The organism is Rhizobium sp. R711 (assembly GCF_002211365.1).
Lineage (GTDB): Bacteria > Pseudomonadota > Alphaproteobacteria > Rhizobiales > Rhizobiaceae > Rhizobium.
The window spans coordinates 60,294-79,193 of the sequence record NZ_LOKZ01000005.1; the positions used below are offsets into that span (position 1 = coordinate 60,294).

Here is an 18,900-nt window from a genome sequence, read left to right on the forward strand (position 1 = left end):
TCCAAATTTCGACACGCGTGGCAAAAGCCCGCGTGCGACCTGACATCAAAAGAAAACAGGCCGACACGGCATGATGCTCGCTGTCTGGTCTCAGGGAGGATTCGTCATGCAATCGCATTTCATCACCTTCACGGTTGGCCTGCTTTTATCGGGGGCTTGTCTTACCAGCCCCGTCGCCGCTGCCGAAGACACCATGACCAAGGAGGAAGCGGCGGCGATCGGCGTCGAGGCCTATCTTTACCTTTATCCGCTGGTCACCATGAATCTGACCCGTGAACAGGCAACAAACGTCGAGGCCGGCAAGACGATGGGACGAGGACCGGCCAACATGTTCACCAACGTTCCGGAGTTTCCGGCCGCAGACTACAGGGATGTCGTCCGGCCGAACTTCGACACGCTCTACTCCGTCGCCTGGCTTGATATGACCAAGGAACCGATGATCGTCTCGGCTCCCGACACGAACGGGCGCTACTATCTGCTGCCGATGCTGGACATGTGGTCCGATGTGTTCGCCTCGCCGGGCTGGCGCACAACGGGAACCGCGAAAGCCGATTTTGCGGTTGTGCCCCCCGGCTGGACGGGCAAGGACCTGCCCCCTGGAACCCAAAGGATCGACGCGCCGACACCCTATGTCTGGGTCATCGGACGCACAAAAACGGATGGGCCGCCCGATTACGACGCCGTTCACAAGATCCAGGCTGGCTACACAGTCACGCCACTGTCGCAATGGGGCAAGACGGCCGAACCGGTCAAGGTCACGATCAATCCTGACATCGACATGAAAACCCCGCCAAAGAAGACGGTAGACGGGATGGCGGCAGAGGACTTCTTTGCCTATGCGGCGGAGCTGCTGAAGGCCAATCCGCCGCACGCCACCGACCAGCCGATCATAAGCCGGATGAAGCGGATCGGAATGGAACCCGGCAAGAGCTTCGACAAGAGCAAGGTGAGCCCTGAAATCGCCGCTGCTTTGAAGGATGTTCCGGCCGAAGGCCAGAAGCTGATGGAGTGGAAAATCCCGACGCTTGCGCGCGTGGCCAACAACTGGTCGATGAACACCGACACGATGGGCGTCTACGGCAATTACTATCTGAAGCGGGCGATTGTCGCGCAGCTTGGCCTCGGGGCCAACCTGCCCGAGGACGCGATCTATCCGCTCAACCTCGGCGACGAGAAGGGAAACCCGCTGAACGGAACGAACAGCTATAAGCTTCACTTCGACAAGGCGAACCTACCGCCGGTCAAGGCGTTCTGGTCCGTCACGCTTTACGATCCGGAAGGATTCCAGGTCGGCAACAGCCTCAACCGCTTTGCCGTCAGCAGTTGGATGCCCTTCGTCTACAACGCCGACGGGTCGCTTGATCTCTATTTCCAGAACAAGAGCCCGGGCGCGGCAAAGGAAGCGAACTGGCTCCCCGCGCCGGCTGGGCCATTCAACCTGACCATGCGCCTGTACGGACCGGCAAGCGATGCCCTGACCGGAAAGTGGAACCCGCCGGTCGTGGAAATGGTGCCGGCGCTTCAACAGGTCACGGCGCAATAGCGCTTCCGCGACCTCGGACAATCCGCGTGGACACAGCCAGCGGGTAGAGAGGCGCTGGTGCGAGGTCTTAGGAGGACGAAGCCGACTTGGGCGCCGTCCGCCGCCTCTTGGCAGGAGCGGCGGACGGCGCTTCGGCTTCCTGCTGCAAGCGCAGTGCCCGGAGTTTTTCCGTCTTCTTCTCGCGAGCCTCGGCTTCTGCCGTGATAATTGCTCTCGCTGTCGTATCGGTAGCAGCCGCCTTATCCCGCGGGGAGAGCTTTGCCGTATCGAAGAGATCGTCTTTTGAAGTCATCTGCTCTCTCAATCTCGATGGAAACTGCCCGATGGCAGTTCAGCGGGCGGGACGAACCGCCTTCTTCGGGGCCGGAAGGAGACCTTCACGCTGAAGCTTCTTGCGCGCAAGCTTGCGCTGGCGGCGAACGGCTTCGGCCTTTTCGCGGGCGCGCTTCTCGGACGGCTTTTCGTAAGCGGTGCGCGCCTTGAACTCGCGGAAGAGACCTTCGCGCTGCATCTTCTTCTTCAGAACGCGGAGCGCCTGGTCGACATTGTTATCTCGAACGAGAACCTGCAAATTCTTTCCTTTCTTGAGGCGAACTCATTGCCATTTTGGTCAGCCTGGACTGTCGCCGACAGCGTATCCAGTCACTCGTGCCACCACTGTATTGACCATCAAAAGCACAAAAGGCCGGGGTTACGCCCGGCCTTTGCCACAAGGCACTTGGCTGCCAACACATCCGTCGTCAGCCGGGCCGAATGAGAATTAAGCGGCGCGGAGATTGTCCGCGGCATTCTTGCCAGACTTCTTGTCGCGAACGAGATCGTACGTGACCTTCTGGCCATCGGACAAATTGCCCAAACCAGAACGCTCAACAGCCGAAATGTGAACGAATACGTCAGTGCTGCCGTCATCCGGCTGGATGAAGCCGAAGCCCTTGGTGCTGTTGAACCACTTAACGGTGCCTGAATTCATAACGATCTCCTTTCAATAGTCGTTATTGCCTTGCGTTTATTCACAAGGCCAAAGATCGATCTTGAGAGGAAATCTGACGGAGCTTCGAGCTCCTTGACAAAGGTCACAACCAACGGTCGATGGGCTACATATAACGCGAAGTGAGCAATAGACAAGGCAAGGAAGCCGCTCATTGCGTTAGGTTGGCTGCCCCAATGCCTCCCAGCAGCGTTCTTCAGGCGGCCAGCCAGACGGGAAAGAGGCCGTGTTCGCCCTTGAAAGACGATCAGATCGAGACAAGACACGGTTTTTTCCGGCTAGAACCGCGAGGACATATGGACTTCCCCCTGCCATTCTGCTATCCGCATCCTCAATCGCAAGGCTCTGGCCGCGCGAACCGTATATTTTTTGCCTCTGGCGCTTGCCGACGCAGGCATCAACCAAACCAAAGGAACGTGATTCTCGTGCAGGTACTTGTCCGCGATAACAATGTCGATCAGGCTCTCCGCGCTCTCAAAAAGAAGATGCAGCGCGAAGGTATTTTCCGCGAAATGAAGATGCGCGACTACTACGAAAAGCCGTCGCAGAAGCGCGCTCGCGAAAAGGCCGAAGCCGTTCGTCGTGTTCGCAAGCTGGCTCGCAAGCGGGCACAGCGCGAAGGTATCGTCGCACGCTAAGCGTAGCTGTCGTTATTTCGACGTTTTCAGATGCATGTTGGCGGGGGCGATCTATTCGCCACCGCCTTTTTAATTTGTTGCTGAAGCTTGCTCGTCCCTGAACGGAGCGGCTGCACTGGGGGAAAACGAGCCCGCATGGCTGACATCACCAAGACCCGCTCTCTGCGTTCGCCGAAAATCGCTGTTCTGCCGGTTTTCGCTATCGTCACCGCGCTAGGCCTTGCTGGCTGCACGACAAGCAACACGACCGATGCCGTCATCCGCATCGACAAGGCGCAGGGTTCGCAGGAAAACATTGCCTCGCTGACCTCTGTGATCAACGCCAATCCGAAGGATCCGGAGGGCTACAACGTTCGCGGCTCCGCCTATGGCCGCGGCGGCGATTTCCGCCAGGCGTTGAACGACTTCAATACGGCGCTGCAGATCAACCCGCGCTTCTACCAGGCCTACGCCAATCGCGCGCTGGTCTACCGCAACATGGGCCAGCAGCAGCAGGCGATTCAGGACTACAGCACCGCGCTGCAGATCAACCCGAATTACGACGTGGCGCTGATCGGCCGCGGCAACGTCTACCGCACCGCCGGCCAGGACGATGCGGCCTTCAACGATTTCAACAAGGCGATCCAGAACGGCACGACCGATGGCCGCGCCTATCACAATCGCGGCCTGCTCTATCAGAAGCGCAATCAGCAGGATAAGGCGATCGACGACTTCTCGAAGGCGATCTCGCTCTCCCCGAACGCGCCGGAACCCTATAACGGTCGCGGCATCTCCTATATCGCGCTGAACGATGACGACAACGCATTTGCCGACTTCAATCACGCGATCGAACTCAACGGCAATGTCGCCGAATCCTGGGCCAACCAGGCTCTGGTGTATGAGCGCCGCGGCGAAAAGGACAAGGCAGCCCGCTCCTACCGTCACGCGATCGGACTCGACCCGAAGTACCAGCCGGCGAAGGACGGCCTCGCCCGCGTTGGCGCATCGACCACCGGCTAAGACTTTACAGGCAGGAGACCGACGATGGCAGCCAGACAGCATGTGGTCGTCGTCGGTTCCGGCATTGTCGGTGCCTCGATCGCCTGGCACCTGACACGTGACGGCGCCGCCGTCACCGTGATTGCCGAGGACATCGGCGGCGTCGCCACACCCACTTCTTTTGCCTGGATCAACGCGAGTTGGGGCAACCCGGAATTCTATTTTCACTTTCGCCGCCGCTCTATCGCCGAATGGAAGCGCTTGGCCCGCGAGCTCCCAGGCTTGCCGCTCTCCTGGTGTGGCGGCATCTGCTGGGATCTGCCGCCCGATCGGCTAGAGGCGTTTGCCGTCGAGCATGCGTCGTGGGGTTATGGCATCGAACGGCTGGATCGCGCCGCGATTGCCGCGCGGGAGCCTTACCTGAAACAGCTGCCCGAATCTGCGCTCCTGGTCGCGGAAGAAGGTGCCGTCGAGCCGGCGGCGGCGGCGCGGCTGCTGCTTGCTGACGCCGAGGCCAGAGGAGCGAAGTTCGTCAACGCTGCCGTCGATGGATTTATTCGCAGCGGCGAGCGGATTTCCGGGGTGGTGTCATCGGCCGGTATTGTCGGCGCCGATCATGTTGTCCTGGCGACTGGCGCCGGCAGTGTTCCCCTCGCCGCCTCCGTCGGCGTCACACTTCCCCTGGAGGCGCCTCCCGGGCTGATCGTCCACTCCCGTCCATTCGAGAAGCGGCTGAACGGCCTTGTGATGGCGACCGACCTGCATATGCGCCAGACGACTGATGGCCGCATCATTGCCGGCTCCGATTTCGGCGGCACCGATCCCGGCGCCGACCAGCACGCGACCGCCGCGGCACTCTTTGCGAAGGTGAAGGAGAGCCTGACGGATGGGAGCCGGTTAAGCATGGATTTCTTCACTGTCGGCTACCGTCCGACGCCCAAGGACGGCTTTCCTGTTATCGGCGGCTGTGGCCAGGACGGCCTCTATATAGCCGTGATGCACTCTGGCATAACGCTGGCGCCGCTCGTCGGTCTACTCGCGTCTAACGAGATTCTCACCGGCGATGCAGACTCCTCTTTGGCCGCCTTCCGCCTCGCCAGATTCGGTTGAGATGACAGCCTGACAAAAATTTGCGTATTGCCGGGCGACATGTTTTAGTGTGTTGCAAGCAGCAGCACCTATCCCTAACATGTAGTGGTTTCGATAGCAGGCTATCGGAAGGTTTGGGGGCGCGTTGAGGGCAATTGCGGTGGTCCAGTATTTTGCTTTCATGCCTGTAAACGGCGGGCGTGCCGATGGTTTCGGCTGCATAACTCAGCGAAGTATAGGCTCATGAAAAGCCGCTTCCGCTTCTTTCCGAAGGCATCGATCGGGACCTACCTGATCGCGATGGCAGTTGCGACGGCCTTGCCGATTTTCGCCCTCGTGGCACTTCTGCTGGCACAGCTGGAGGACAACCAGCGCTCGATTCTGAGGCGTGAAACGGCCCAGGATGCCACTGCTCTCGCCCGCTCCATCGATCGCCAGCTGCAGGATATGGCTACAACTTTAAGGTTGCTCTCGACCTCACCGGAATTGGAGAGCAACGACTTCGCTTCCTTCTACGCGCGCACCGAGACGGCCCTGAGAGCAAACACGCTCTATGTGATCGCGGTAGACGAGCGCGGCCAGCAGCTCCTGAACACCCGGCGGGATTATGGCGAGCCTCTGGGTATCGCTGGGAACCTTGCGGCCATCGACGCAGCCGTCAAGTCAGGACGAATCGAAGCCTCGGACGTCTTCATGGGAAAGACGAGCGGTGAGTTCGTCTATAACGTCACCATGCCACTGCAGGTGGGCAAGGTCAGGGCGCTGATCATTACCCAGAACGCCAGGGATCTGGCACGACTTGTCACCACGGAAGGTCTGCCGAGTGGCTGGTCCGCAGCAGTCATCGATCAGAACGGCCACGTGGTTGCTTCGGCCGGGGCGACAAGCATCGGCTATGGCGAACCCTTCGACACCCGCATTCTGCCCTCGCTGTTTGAATCCAGCGGCGTATACGAGAACAAGCAGATACTGCCGAAGGCGATGCTGGGTTACGCGCAGATTCCCGGCTGGTCGTGGAAAGCCGTGATATGGGGACCGGTCGCTACGGCGCAATCTTCTATCCTGACGACATGGCGCTTTCTCGCCATCGGCGGTGTCGCGCTGATGCTTCTCGCGGTTCTCGCGGCCTATGTTGTCGCGCGCCAGGTCCGCCTGACGATCCGCTCGATCGCCGACATGGCCAATCGCATGGGCGAGGGTCATATCGTTGCGCCGGTCGAGACCAGCGTCATCGAAGCCAACCAGGTCGCGGTTGCACTCTCCAATGCCTCCTTCGACCGAAGCCAGACCGAAGACCGCCTGCACTTCGTCATGAACGAACTTGTTCACCGCACCAAGAACCTGCTGGCCCTGGTGCAGGCCATGATGCGACAGGTCGCCAAGGGCGCCGAAAGCGTGCCCGCCTACCAGGCGGCCGTTGCCGATCGCCTCGACGGCCTCTCGCGCTCGATCGACCTCCTTACCAGCGAACAATGGGCAGGCGCATCGCTGCGCCGCGTCATTGATATTCACTTCCAGAGCTTTCCGCAGGCGACGGAACAGGCCGAGATATCGGGCAAGGACTTCATCCTAAAACCCGACGTGGTGCAGAACCTCGGCCTCGTCCTGCATGAACTAGCGACCAATTCGGTGAAATATGGTGCCCTTTCCTTGCCGCAGGGTCGTGTTCTGCTGAGCTGGCGGAATGTTCAGCACGAGGAACGCAACGAACCCTACATTCGCTTCACGTGGGAAGAACGCGACGGCCCATCCACTCAGGCTCCGGAGGGCTCGGGCTTCGGCACGACGATCATCAAGAACCACGCCGCCGCAGCCTTTGGCGGTAGCGTTGAAATCGACTTCCGACCGGAAGGTTTCTACTGGGCGTTGACGGCCCCTCGCCGCACCCTCGAGCGCACATAGGGGAACAAATCACGCTGAACCTTCGTTTCCGACAGGCTACTCGAAAGGAGAAGACCATGTTCAGGGAAACGATGATTGCCGCGGCGGCTGCCGCAGTCGCCGCCATCGCAAACCCGGCAAGTGCCGCAAACTACATCACACTCGGTCAGCTCGTCTGCGGATCGCAGGGCGGGCAAGGACTGATTGTTACCTCGCAGAAGAACCTGCTTTGCACCTATACGCCGGCCGAAGGTGGCCCGAAGGTCGTCTATGCCGGAACGATCCAGAAATTCGGATTGGATGTCGGCCAGACCGGCAAAACTGTGATGATCTGGCAGGTCCTTGCCAAGACTGGAACCAACATTGCTGAATATGCGTTGGCCGGTGAGTACTACGGCATAGGTGCCGATGCGAGCTTTGGCGCTGGTGCTGGTGCCAAGGTCATTGCCGGTGGCACGAACCAATCCTTCATGCTCCAGCCACTGAACGTCCAGGCTCAGGAAGGCTTGAACCTCGCGGTCGGCGTGGAGAAACTGACGCTGGCGCCGGCAGCCACCTGATCACAGGTCGCGCCGACGAGGAGAGAGGCCCTGCCTCTCTCCTTGCAAGTCAGGTGGAGCGGTGCGTCAGCGCCAAAGCGCCACCGAACAGCATCATCATCGAACCACTGATACGATTGACCAGGCGAACCGCCCAAGCATTACGCATGACGCCGCGCAGTCGTGAACCGACAAAGGCATAGACGGCGATCGCCCCAACTTCCAAGATCAGAAAGATTGCTCCAAGCGTGAAGAAACTCTGCCAATAGGCCTTGGGTTCAACGAACTGTGGCAAGAATGCCGTAAAAATCAGGATCGCCTTGGGATTGCTCGAGGCGACAAGGAACTCCTGCCGCAAATACGCCCTCAACGTTGAAGGGTGATGAGCAGTCGCCGGATCCGATACATCAACCTTCGCGCGGATCAGCTTGAAACCAATCCAGAGGAGATAGGCAACACCCAGCCATTTCACGATCGAGAAGGCTACTCCTGACGCCATCAACAGGGCGCCGAGACCAAAGGCCGTAATGGCGATCATGATGGCAAAGGCGACAATGCGACCGGCGGAGGCTACAATCGCCACACCCATTCCGGCTCGCGCGCCGATCGTCACCGAGAGCAAGTTGTTCGGACCAAACGCCATGTTCAGCGCAAAACAGGCGGGAACGAAGAGGAGCAGCGTTTCGAGGGACATGACATCACCGTGCAAAACAAAGGGCGCGGGCCAAGCCCGCGCCCTTACAGTTTAATCGAGATCAAGCCGCGTGGCGACGCCTCAGTGACCGATCGCCTTGTTGATTTCCTCGGTCACCTTCTTGGCATCCCCGAGCAGCATCATCGTGCCATCCTTGTAGAACAGCGTATTGTCGATGCCGGCATAGCCGGAACCGAGCGAGCGCTTGACGAACAGGCAGGTTTTGGCCTTGTCGACATCGAGGATCGGCATGCCGTAGATCGGCGAGGTCTTGTCGTCACGCGCCGCCGGGTTGGTGACGTCGTTGGCGCCGATGACATAGGCAACATCCGCCTGGGCGAATTCCGAGTTGATGTCCTCAAGCTCGAAGACCTCGTCGTACGGCACATTCGCCTCGGCCAGCAGCACGTTCATATGACCGGGCATACGGCCAGCGACCGGGTGGATCGCGTATTTCACCTCGACGCCGTTCTTTTTCAGATTGTCTGCCATTTCGCGGAGCGCATGCTGTGCCTGCGCCACCGCCATGCCGTAGCCGGGCACGATGATGACCTTGGAGGCGTTCGCCATCAGATAGGCGGCATCTTCTGCCGAGCCGAGCTTGACCGTCTTGTCGGAATTGTCCGTGCCGCCCGCAGCCGTCTCACCGCCGAAGCCGCCGAGAATGACCGAGATAAACGAGCGGTTCATGCCCTTGCACATGATGTAGGACAGGATCGCACCGGATGAACCAACCAGCGCGCCGGTGATGATCAGCGCCAGGTTGCCGAGCGTGAAGCCGATACCGGCGGCCGCCCAGCCCGAATAGGAGTTCAGCATCGACACGACGACAGGCATGTCGGCCCCGCCGATCGGCACGATCAAGAGCACGCCGAGCGCCAGCGACAGGGCGACGACCGCCCAGAAGTCGAAATGGCTTTCCGTTGCAGCCAGCCCGATGATGAAGAGCACGATCAGCGCCAGGAGGGCGATGTTGATCAGGTGCCGGAACGGCAGCATGATCGGCTTGCCGGACATGCGCCCGTCGAGCTTCAGGAAGGCGATGATCGAGCCGGTAAAGGTCAGCGCGCCGATGGCAACGCCGAGCGCCATTTCGATACGCGCCTCGGTGTGGATCTCACCGATATTGCCGATGCCGAAGGAAGACGGCGTATAGAGCGCCGAGGCTGCCACCAGCACGGCCGCGAGGCCGACCAGCGAGTGGAACCCGGCAACCAGCTGCGGCATCGAGGTCATCGGGATCACGCGGGCGACATAGGCGCCCGCCCCGCCGCCGATGGCAAGCCCGAGGATGATCAGCACAAGGCCGCCGAAGGATGGCGTTGCCAGGGTCAGCGTGGTGAGAATGGCGATCCCCATGCCGACCATGCCGTAAAGGTTGCCCTTGCGGCTGCTGGCCGGATGGGAAAGCCCGCGCAATGCCAGGATGAAGAGGACGCCGGAAACAAGATAGAGGAAGGCTGCGATACTGGTCATGCGGTCCTCACTTGTCCTTCTTCTTGTACATCGCCAGCATGCGCTGGGTGACAAGGAAGCCGCCGAAGATGTTCACTGAGACGAGGACCAGGGCGATGAAGCCGAAGCCGGTCGCAAGACCACTCGTCGAAATGCCGACGGCCAGAAGCGCGCCGACGACGATAACCGAAGAGATCGCGTTGGTGACCGCCATCAGCGGCGTGTGCAAGGCCGGCGTCACCGACCAGACGACGTAGTATCCCACGAAGATCGCCAGCACGAAGATCGCGAACTGGAACACGAAGGGATCGATCGCGCCGCCGGTTGCGGCGCTGGCCGCCTCCGGCGCATGGGCGGCAGCGGCCGCCACGGCATTCATGGCCTGGTTCAGCTGATCCAGCGCCTTGTCCATTGCTTCACTGGCCATCAGTTATCCCCCTTCTTCACGCCGCCGAATGCCGGATGCACGACATTGCCCGCATGCGTCAGCATCGTCGCCTTGATCAGTTCGTCCTCGAGATTGAGGGCGATCGTCTTCGTTTCCTTGTTGACCATGGTCTCAAGGAAGGTGACGAGGTTCTTGGCGTAAAGCTGGGAGGCACTGGCGGAAATCCTGCCGGCCATGTTGGAAAAGCCGATGACGCGCACGCCGTCGACGTCAGCGACCTTGCCTGGCTTGACGCCTTCGATATTGCCGCCGCGCTCGACCGCGAGGTCAACGGCAACCGCGCCCGGCTTCATCGACTTCAGCATCTCGCGCGAAACGAGCTTCGGTGCCGGACGCCCCGGGATCAGGGCGGTGGTGATGACGATGTCCTGCTTGGCAATGTGATCGGCCACAAGCGCCGCCTGCTTCGCCTGGTATTCCTTGGACATCTCCTTGGCGTAACCGCCGGAGGTCTCGGCCGCCTTGAATTCTTCGTCCTCGACGGCGATGAACTTCGCGCCGAGCGAGGCGACCTGCTCCTTGGCTGCCGGGCGAACGTCGGTCGCCGACACCGCGGCGCCGAGACGGCGGGCCGTAGCAATCGCCTGCAGCCCGGCAACACCGGCGCCCATGATGAAGACCTTGGCAGCCGGAACGGTGCCGGCCGCCGTCATCATCATCGGCATGGCGCGGTCATAAACCGCCGCCGCCTCGATCACCGCCTGATAACCTGCCAGATTTGCCTGCGAGGAAAGAACGTCCATCGACTGCGCGCGGGTGATGCGCGGCATCAACTCCATGGCGAAGCTGGAAAGCCCCGCCTTGGCCATGGAGGCAATCGCTTCGTCGTTGCCGTAAGGGTCCATGACCGCGATGACGATCGCGCCAACCTTGTAGCCGCCGATTTCTTCGTCCGTCGGGCGGCGCACCTTCAGGACCACGTCGGCGGTCGCGGCAGCGCCAATCAAACCGACCCGCGCACCGACAGCCTCGAATTCCACATCGGGAATTTTCGACTTGGTCCCCGCACCAGCCTCGACGACGACCTCGAGGCCTAGACCGACCATTTTCTTTACGGTTTCGACAGACGCCGCGACGCGCGTCTCATCCCCCGTGGTTTCTTTCGCGACAAAAACAACGTTACCCAACCGCCCCCTCCTCCCGGTCAGCCAGTCTGCCGCAGGTCCCCCTGCTCAGCCCGCACATTCAGCCAAAGCTTTGGAAAGCCGCGTTCCCGACGCCGCGCTCAGCGCAGCAGGACGAGGCCCGCGATAAAGACGATCAGCAGGACGACGAGGCCGCCAAGGAAACCGGCACCGGTGAAGAACCCAGCGGTCATGCCAAGCAGGAGAGCGACAAGAAACAGCGTGCCGTACTTAGCCGCAGCAAGGAACATAAGGTAGGTCTGCTCGTGTTCCTTGTAGTCCATTGGCGCGCCGACCTCAGTAGGTCCGGTGTGATGCTCAGCCATGAATATCGTCTCCCTCAAACTTCCCGGCCAATAAAGCAATGCGGCCGGCCGACTGCCGTGATTCCCTCGCTCCCGCGAGGAAATTTCCCTGCAGAGGGATTACACAAAGCTTCGATAAAGCGCAATGCATGAGAATGCCGCAGGCGGGCGGCATTCCCAGCCAATTCAAGCGCATGGGCTTACAGCGGAAGATCGGTTCCGAGATCGCCTTCAGCCATGAAACGCGCCGTCGGGATGATGGTCAGCGGCGGCAGCGTGTCATTGGGCGTGCGCGAGAACATCATGCGCTGTTCGCTGGCGCTGGAGATAAAGAAGGGATACCGCGTCAGGAGCTTTCGTCCGACCTCGATGACATTGGTCGCCATCAGCGTCAGGTCGAAACCATAGGTCTCCGTCATCCGGCTTGCGACGACGGTATCGGCGTAGAAGACGCGCTTGTAGAAAGCCGCATGCGCAGGGCGCACGTGTTGCATCACACGGTCCGCGCGAAAATGCGCGGCGGCGACGATGTTCGGACGCAGCGTCAGGTAGGGGATCCACGGCATTTCCGTGCTGAGTTCGGGATCCGCGGCGAACCGCGCCGGATCGATCAGACTCAGTCCGGCGTCCAGAAACGCGTCCATTTCGACAGGAAAAATACCGCCCGATTGTGAGACACGATGGTCCGGCGTCACGTGATGGATGCGGATCGTGCTGACGAGCTGTTCATAATAGTACAGTCCGAAAACATAAGCCTGACTGTCGAAGTCGGCCTCGTCGATCATGCTTTTGGCAGCGACCGGAAGCACTTCGCGAGCCTTGTAGGCCTTGTAGCGCAGGCGCTCCACCTCTTCCATATCCTCGCCGCTTTCGACACGGCGGTATTCGACGTGGTTCATTATTTCGAGGAGTTTGCTGCTGAAATCACTCGTCTTTAAAGGGTTGTCTGCCATAGTTACTCGGTTCGCCTGTTAACGAAACATTAATCATACGGAACCGGCGCAAGGGCAAGAACGGGACGAGAAATTGCGTTATATTTGAATTGTTAAGGTTAACGGCACCGCGTTTGCGGCAAATGCGATCGGCCGCAAACGCTGTCGGGCTTATGCAACTTTCGGACGACGACGCGGTGCCGTACGGCGGCTGAGGCTCTGGGAAAGAATGGCGATATTCTGCGCCGGAACTGCCGGCGAGAAAACGTAACCCTGAACGAGATCGGTGGCGCGATACTTGTTGAGCAAGGCCAGCTGCTCGGTGGTCTCGACACCCTCGGTGACGATCTTGAGACCGAGCTCGCGCGCGAGGTTGACGGTGCCGCGCAGCAGCTTGAGGCGACGCCCGTCCTCGACGATGTTGCGCAGGAACGAACGGTCGATCTTGACGATATCCAGCGGCAGCGTGTCGAGATAGCTGAGGCTGGAGAAACCGGTGCCGAAGTCGTCGATCGCTATCGTGATCCCGCGTGCCCTGAGTTCGGCGAGGATCGCGCGCACCGCCGCCGGCTCGTCGATCAGGCAGCTTTCCGTGATTTCCAGATGCAGGCGGGCTGGCTCGAGGCTTGAGGCCTCGAGCGCTTCCGAGACCACGGCAAGAATATCCGCGTCGCGCAGGTCGCGCGCCGACAGATTGACCGAAACGGCGATATGATCCGGCCAGTTCATGCAATCCCTGCACGCCTTCATGAGGATGAAGCGCGTGATTTCGGAAATGATGCCCATTTCCTCTGCAAGGCGAATGAAGACATCCGGTGGGATCGCGCCCTTTTCGGGATGAACCCAGCGCGCCAGCGCCTCGGCGCATTCGATGCGCGTTCCGTCCGCTTTGAACATCGGTTGGTAGGCAACGCTGAGACCCTGGTTGCCGATCGCCTCGCGCAGATCCGCTTTGAGCTTCTGCTGCTCGATATAGCGGCCATCCATCTCGCGTTCGAAGCCGGCAATCCCGCCACGCTGTTTCGACTTGCTTTCGAAAAGCGCGAGGTCGGCCTTGATGCTCCACTCCTCCATCGCGAAGGTGTCGCTTTCGAGGATTGCAAAACCGGCACTCAAGGAGACGAGGAAGGTGACGTCATCGGCCTCGTAATTGCCCTGAATGCTCTCGTGGAAGCGGCGGATCTCCGCATCAAGCGCGGCCGCGTCCTTCGCATGCGGGAAGAAGAGGATGAACTGGTCGCCCATCAGACGGCCGACGATGGCCTTGCCCGCCTGCTTCGAGATACGGCTTGCGATGGCACAGAGCAACCGGTCGCCGGTGATGTGGCCGCGCATGTCGTTGACATGCTTGAACTCGTCGATATCGAGAACCATGAAGGCGACGGGGCCGCGCTTCTTCTGATGTTTGCTGAGGTAATCCTGCACGAGATGGCTGAAGTATTCGCGGTTCGGCAGACCGGTCAACGCATCGAAGCGCACCATGTGCAGGATCTTCTGCTCGGCCTTCACGCGGCTTGACACGTCCTCGAAAATCAGGACGGCACCGCCATCGGCACGGCGACTTGCCGAAAACTCCAGCGAGAGATCCTCTGGAAAATGGATCAGCGTGCGCGAAAGCTTGCCCTCGGCGACATGCGTCATTTGCCGCAGGATCAGCTCCGGCTGCGTCGAATCCATAAAACTGTAGCGCGCGCCGTAGCGCAGCACTGCACCAAGATCGCGCTCCTTCAGCCGCTCCGGATCACCGATCCTCAGAAGGTCACAAGCCTTGCGGTTGATGACCTGAATGCGGTTTTCCGGATCGACCATTACCAGGCCGTGCGGCATGTTGTTGAGTGCCGTGTCGAAACGGTCGGCGATCATCGAGATCTGGCGACGCGCAATGACGTTCTCGTACAGGAACTCGCGCACGCCATTTGCCATTGCCCGCGTTGTCAGGCCGAACGGAATGAGGAAAGCCGACAGGATCGCACGATAGAAGTCGAGCGCCATCAGGCTGCAGATAATCATCGGCAGACAGCAGGCCAGCGTCTGCAGGTCGATTGCCTTCTGCGATCCGTAGTTTCGGCCGACGACGGAGACCATCGACGCCATGGTGACCGCGATACAGGCGAGCTCGGCGAAAGGATCCTGCAGGATGAAGATAGCGTAGCCGCTACCGATGCCGAGGATTGCCGCTGTGGAGGCGGCGCCGATAACGTAGATGGTTTCCCAATGCTCGATCCGCTCGCGCGACAGGCTCTGCTTGTCGACCTTGTCGAACATCCGGAACGTGACCATGCGGCCGACGAAGACGGCAAGGAAACCAACCGACAGGACGACGTAGAACGGGGAACTGGTTTTCAGGGCAACTGCGAGGAAGGCAACCACATGCACGACGACACCCGCAACGAGCGTCATGCGATTCCCGAAGAGGGAACTGACAAACGACAGATAGACGTCGGTAGGGACCCTGTTCGGGTTATGTGGCTTCATCCATACTTTCCCTGTGCGGCGAAACCTTAACCGCAACCCTTTAAAAATTGATTTCGGGTAATCGATACATTTTGTCGAATTTTTCAAAACCTTGGGATGAATTTTAGTGTTTGCAATGACTTATGCATCCATTCGGTGAAGTTTTCCCGGCTCCGCGCCTATCCTGAGGTTGTCTGATCGTCCCGACGTTGACGCCAGGCGTGTCTCATGCAGGTCATACGACTATATTCCAACACGCCCCCTTTCATCTTTCAATTTGAAAAACCGTGTGGTCTAAACCGGTGGAAAGATAAAACGCGCCACAAGGCGCGAAATATGGGGGGAAGGGCATGCCGGCTTTGTTGACCGTCAGCCGGCTGATCGATGCGGTCAGCCAATTCATGGGCAAATTGTCCGAATATATGGTGCTGTTCTGCTGCCTGATCAGCGCCGCCAACGCGCTGATCCGTTACTCGTTCAACTACAGCTCCAACGGATGGCTCGAGATCCAATGGTATCTCTTCGCCTTCATCGTTGTGCTGGGCGCGGCTCACACTCTGCGCATGAACGAGCATGTGCGCGTGGACCTGATTTATGGCGCGGTCTCCGAAAAGGCAAAGATCTGGATCGACGCCATCGGCCTTATCGTTTTCCTGATCCCGGCCTGCATCTTCCTGACCTGGCTCTGCTGGCCATTCTTCCTGTCCTCCTACCTGCAGCATGAGGTCTCGGCCAATGCCGGCGGTCTGATCCGCTGGCCTGTCAAGCTCGTTCTGTTCCTCGGCTTCGGGCTGCTGACCCTTCAGGGCATCTCGGAATTGATCAAGCGGATCGCGGCCCTCACCGGCTACATCCAGATCGACACGACATACGAAAAGCCGCTGCAGTAAGCCAGACCTGGGAGGAACACCATTGTTTGATTTCGGCATCATTCCGCCGGCCATGTTCGTGGGCATGGTTCTCTTCATGCTCTACGGCTTTCCGGTCGCCTTTTCGCTGGCTGCAGTCGGCCTGTTCTTCGGCGTTATCGGCATTGCGACAGGGCATTTCAGCGAAGCCTTCCTGCAGGCGCTGCCGCTGCGCTTCTTCGGGATTGTCTCCAACGACCTGCTGCTCGCCATTCCCTTCTTCACCTTCATGGGCGCCATCCTGGAACGCTGCGGCCTGGCCGAGGATCTGCTGGAGGGTACGGGCAAGCTGTTCGGCCGCATTCCGGGCGGCCTTGCCTATGCGGTGATCCTGGTCGGCGCCGTGCTCGGCGCAATCACCGGCACGGTGGCTGCCTCCGTCATCACCATGGGCGTCATCTCTCTGCCGATCATGCTGCGCTATGGCTACAGCCCGCGGCTCGCCACCGGCGTCATCGCCGCCTCGGGTACCATCACCCAGGTCATTCCGCCCTCACTCGTGCTGGTCGTGCTTGCCGACCAGCTCGGTAAATCGGTTGGTGACATGTATCTCGGCGCCATCGGCCCGTCGATCCTGCAAGTCGCGATCTTCATGGGCTATATCCTGATCCTGTCGATCGTGAAGCCCGCCACGGTGCCGCCGCTGCCGAAGGAAGTGCGTGGCGACTTCACCTGGGGGCTGCTCCTGAAGGTGCTCTCGGGGATGGTGCCGTCGATCGTGCTGATCTTCCTCGTCCTCGGCACGATCTTCATGGGACTGGCAACCCCCACGGAAGCCGGCGCGCTCGGTGTCGTCGGTGCGATGGCGCTCGCCGCCATGCATCGCCGGCTCACCTGGCCGCTGATGCAGGAGGCCATGCGCTCGACCATGCACATCACCTCGATGGTGGTGATGATCCTGATCGGATCGACCTGTTTCAGCCTGGTCTTTCAGGGCATGGACGGCTCGCGCTGGATCGAGCACATGCTGTCCGGCATCCCCGGCGGCCCGGTCGGCTTCCTGATCTTCGTCAACATCTTCATTTTCGTGCTGGCCTTCTTCCTCGATTTCTTCGAGATCGCCTTCATCGTCATCCCGATGCTGGCGCCGGTCGCTTCGGCGCTCGGCATCGACCTGATCTGGTTCGGCGTGCTGATCTGCGTCAACATGCAGACGAGCTTCATGCACCCGCCCTTCGGTTTCGCGCTCTTCTACCTGCGCTCCATTGCCGATCGCAGCGTCAAGACATCCGATATCTACATGGGTGCCCTGCCCTGGGTCGGCATGCAGCTGATCCTCGTCGCGATCGTGATCTTCTGGCCGCAATCGGTGACCTATTGGCTCGAGAAGGGGCCGAAGATCGATCCGAACTCGATCAAGATCGAGGTGCCCGGCTTTGGCGGCAACGGCCTGTCGCTGCCGCCGCTGGGAGCACCGGGCGGTTCACCACAAATGCCCGGACTGACCCTGCCGCCCCTGAACGGCCTGCCGGGTCAACCAGCTGCACCCGCGCCGACAAAACCCGCCGCCCCACCGGCAACGGATCTCAGCCAACCTCCGAAGATCAACTGACGAAAAAGCCCCGGACCGAAATCCGGGGCTTTTTTGATTTCGCGTATCTTGGCAGGAATCAGATCTTGCCGGCGCGCTGCTGGATCATCATGAAGGTGTCGAAGGTGTACTCCGACAGCTGAGACCAAAGATAGGCGTCGCGCTTGAACGCGTTCTGGTCTTCGTAGATTTTCTTGAAATACGGGTTCGACGCCGAAATCTCGGCATAGATGCCGAGAGCCGCCTGGAAGCAGGCCTCCATGATTTCCTGGCTGAAGGGACGCAGTGTTGCGCCCTCCGACACCAGCTGCCTGAGTGCCGGCGGATTCTTCACGTCGTACTTTGCCATCATGTTCGTGTTGGCAAAGGCGCAGGCATCGGTGAGCGCCGCCTGATAGTGCTTCGGCAGGCTGTTCCACTTTTCCAGGTTGAAGAAGGCGTGAACCGTCGGTCCACCTTCCCACCAGCCTGGATAGTAGTAGTACTTCGCCACCTTGTGCAGGCCGAGCTTCAGGTCGTCATAGGGGCCGACGAATTCCGAGGCGTCGATCGTGCCCTTTTCGAGGGCCGGGTAGATGTCACCGCCGGCGATCTGCTGCGGAATGACGCCAACCTTGCTGATGACCTGGCCGGCAAGACCGGCGATACGCATCTTGACGCCCTTCAGGTCATCAAGCGTATTGATTTCCTTGCGGAACCACCCGCCCATCTGGGCACCCGTGTTGCCCGCCGGCAGGCCGTAAATGCCCTGCGTGGCGTAGAACTCGTTCATCAGCTTGTTGCCGTTGCCTTCGTAGAACCAGGCATTGGTCAGGCGTCCGTTGAGACCAAACGGGATTGCCGTACCGATTGCGTAGGTCGGATCCTTGCCGACGAAATAGTAGGAGCAGGTATGCGCCGCCTCGACCGTGCCGGCGCTGACCGCATCGGCCGCCTGTAGGCCCGGAATGATTTCGCCTGCGGCAAACGGCTGAATGGTGAAATTACCATCGGTCGCCGCGGCAAGATGCTTCGAGATATCATCCGCCGCGCCATAGATCGTATCGAGGCTCTTCGGGAATGACGACGTCATGCGCCAGGAAATCTTGGGGTTCTCTTGTGCAATGGCAGGCGCCGCCAGTGCACCCGCAGCAGCGACCGCGCCGGCACCGGCGGTTCCTGCCTTCTTCATGAATGAACGACGATCCATCAAAAACCTCCCGTATAGATGGTACTGCGAGGTGAACCCTCATCTTTGCCCGCAGCGATAGCGGGAAACTAAGCACGGTGGCGACCGTGTTTCAAGCACTGTCCCATTAGTCTTTGGCATCACGACGGCAATATGGCAGCCAAGCGCATTTTCATCAAAATCAGCAAGTTAGCGAAAACACGCCGGAGCCGGCGGACGAGAATG

Annotated in this window: 19 protein-coding genes; 8 read left to right on the forward strand and 11 right to left on the reverse strand. The window is 60.0% G+C overall.

From position 1 onward, the window contains the following. The first annotated feature begins 106 nt into the window (after positions 1-106). Positions 107-1,543 (forward strand): DUF1254 domain-containing protein, encoded by a 1,437-nt coding sequence (locus ATY80_RS09030; RefSeq protein WP_088692102.1) that lies wholly within the window; start codon positions 107-109, stop codon positions 1,541-1,543. Positions 1,544-1,610: 67 nt separating this feature from the next. Here the strand turns inward: ATY80_RS09030 and ATY80_RS09035 are convergent, their stop codons facing one another. The 3 genes from ATY80_RS09035 to ATY80_RS09045 form a co-directional block, all read right to left on the reverse strand. Further along, a complete protein-coding gene (locus ATY80_RS09035; protein ID WP_088692103.1) occupies positions 1,611-1,835 on the reverse strand; it encodes a hypothetical protein in 225 nt (74 codons plus the stop codon). Between the two features lie 39 nt (positions 1,836-1,874). After that, a complete protein-coding gene (rpsU, locus tag ATY80_RS09040; RefSeq protein WP_088692104.1) occupies positions 1,875-2,114 on the reverse strand; it encodes a 30S ribosomal protein S21 in 240 nt (79 codons plus the stop codon). 189 nt (positions 2,115-2,303) lie between these two features. After that, the gene (locus tag ATY80_RS09045; RefSeq protein ID WP_088692105.1) at positions 2,304-2,513 is read right to left on the reverse strand and encodes a cold-shock protein; all 210 of its coding nucleotides are present in this window, start codon (positions 2,511-2,513) and stop codon (positions 2,304-2,306) included. A 443-nt stretch (positions 2,514-2,956) separates the two neighbouring features. Between ATY80_RS09045 and rpsU (ATY80_RS09050) the strand changes: the two genes are divergently transcribed. The 5 genes from rpsU (ATY80_RS09050) to ATY80_RS09070 all read left to right on the forward strand — a co-directional run bounded on the left by rpsU (ATY80_RS09050) (position 2,957) and on the right by ATY80_RS09070 (position 7,677). Further along, positions 2,957-3,169, forward strand: coding sequence for a 30S ribosomal protein S21 (gene rpsU, locus ATY80_RS09050; protein WP_037119559.1), 213 nt, complete (start codon positions 2,957-2,959; stop codon positions 3,167-3,169). A 135-nt stretch (positions 3,170-3,304) separates the two neighbouring features. Continuing rightward, positions 3,305-4,168, forward strand: coding sequence for a tetratricopeptide repeat protein (locus tag ATY80_RS09055; protein ID WP_088692106.1), 864 nt, complete (start codon positions 3,305-3,307; stop codon positions 4,166-4,168). Positions 4,169-4,192: 24 nt separating this feature from the next. Then, positions 4,193-5,257 carry an FAD-binding oxidoreductase gene (locus ATY80_RS09060; RefSeq protein WP_088692107.1) on the forward strand — a complete coding sequence of 355 codons (1,065 nt, stop codon included), beginning with the start codon at positions 4,193-4,195 and terminating at the stop codon, positions 5,255-5,257. 222 nt (positions 5,258-5,479) lie between these two features. Further along, positions 5,480-7,138 (forward strand): sensor histidine kinase, encoded by a 1,659-nt coding sequence (locus ATY80_RS09065; RefSeq protein ID WP_088692108.1) that lies wholly within the window; start codon positions 5,480-5,482, stop codon positions 7,136-7,138. Between the two features lie 56 nt (positions 7,139-7,194). Next, a complete protein-coding gene (locus ATY80_RS09070) occupies positions 7,195-7,677 on the forward strand; it encodes a DUF992 domain-containing protein (RefSeq protein WP_088692109.1) in 483 nt (160 codons plus the stop codon). A gap of 49 nt (positions 7,678-7,726) precedes the next feature. On the opposite strand, the gene ATY80_RS09075 is transcribed toward ATY80_RS09070, so the two are convergent. The 7 genes from ATY80_RS09075 to ATY80_RS09105 form a co-directional block, all read right to left on the reverse strand. Continuing rightward, entirely contained in the window at positions 7,727-8,350 is a 624-nt protein-coding gene (locus tag ATY80_RS09075) for a LysE family translocator (RefSeq protein WP_088692110.1), read from the reverse strand. A gap of 81 nt (positions 8,351-8,431) precedes the next feature. After that, positions 8,432-9,826 carry an NAD(P)(+) transhydrogenase (Re/Si-specific) subunit beta gene (locus tag ATY80_RS09080; protein ID WP_088692111.1) on the reverse strand — a complete coding sequence of 465 codons (1,395 nt, stop codon included), beginning with the start codon at positions 9,824-9,826 and terminating at the stop codon, positions 8,432-8,434. 7 nt (positions 9,827-9,833) lie between these two features. After that, a complete protein-coding gene (locus ATY80_RS09085; RefSeq protein ID WP_028746746.1) occupies positions 9,834-10,232 on the reverse strand; it encodes a proton-translocating transhydrogenase family protein in 399 nt (132 codons plus the stop codon). Then, a complete protein-coding gene (locus ATY80_RS09090; RefSeq protein WP_088692112.1) occupies positions 10,232-11,380 on the reverse strand; it encodes a Re/Si-specific NAD(P)(+) transhydrogenase subunit alpha in 1,149 nt (382 codons plus the stop codon). The genes ATY80_RS09085 and ATY80_RS09090 overlap by 1 nt, the downstream gene beginning before the upstream one ends. 98 nt (positions 11,381-11,478) lie before the next feature. Then, positions 11,479-11,703, reverse strand: coding sequence for an aa3-type cytochrome c oxidase subunit IV (locus ATY80_RS09095; RefSeq protein ID WP_088692113.1), 225 nt, complete (start codon positions 11,701-11,703; stop codon positions 11,479-11,481). Positions 11,704-11,882: 179 nt separating this feature from the next. After that, complete coding sequence (locus ATY80_RS09100) at positions 11,883-12,635, reverse strand: hypothetical protein (protein ID WP_088692114.1); 753 nt, start codon at positions 12,633-12,635, stop codon at positions 11,883-11,885. Positions 12,636-12,785: 150 nt separating this feature from the next. Then, a complete protein-coding gene (locus tag ATY80_RS09105; RefSeq protein ID WP_088692115.1) occupies positions 12,786-15,089 on the reverse strand; it encodes an EAL domain-containing protein in 2,304 nt (767 codons plus the stop codon). 329 nt (positions 15,090-15,418) lie between these two features. On the opposite strand from ATY80_RS09105, the gene ATY80_RS09110 reads away from it, so the two are divergent. After that, entirely contained in the window at positions 15,419-15,958 is a 540-nt protein-coding gene (locus tag ATY80_RS09110; RefSeq protein ID WP_088692116.1) for a TRAP transporter small permease subunit, read from the forward strand. A 22-nt stretch (positions 15,959-15,980) separates the two neighbouring features. Next, positions 15,981-17,528, forward strand: a complete 1,548-nt coding sequence (locus tag ATY80_RS09115; protein WP_088692117.1) for a TRAP transporter large permease subunit — start codon at positions 15,981-15,983, stop codon at positions 17,526-17,528. Positions 17,529-17,586: 58 nt separating this feature from the next. Here ATY80_RS09115 and ATY80_RS09120 read toward each other — a convergent pair whose 3' ends face one another. After that, positions 17,587-18,696: a TRAP transporter substrate-binding protein gene (locus ATY80_RS09120; protein ID WP_088692118.1), complete on the reverse strand. Its 1,110-nt coding sequence runs from the start codon at positions 18,694-18,696 to the stop codon at positions 17,587-17,589. Between the last annotated feature and the right edge of the window lie 204 nt (positions 18,697-18,900).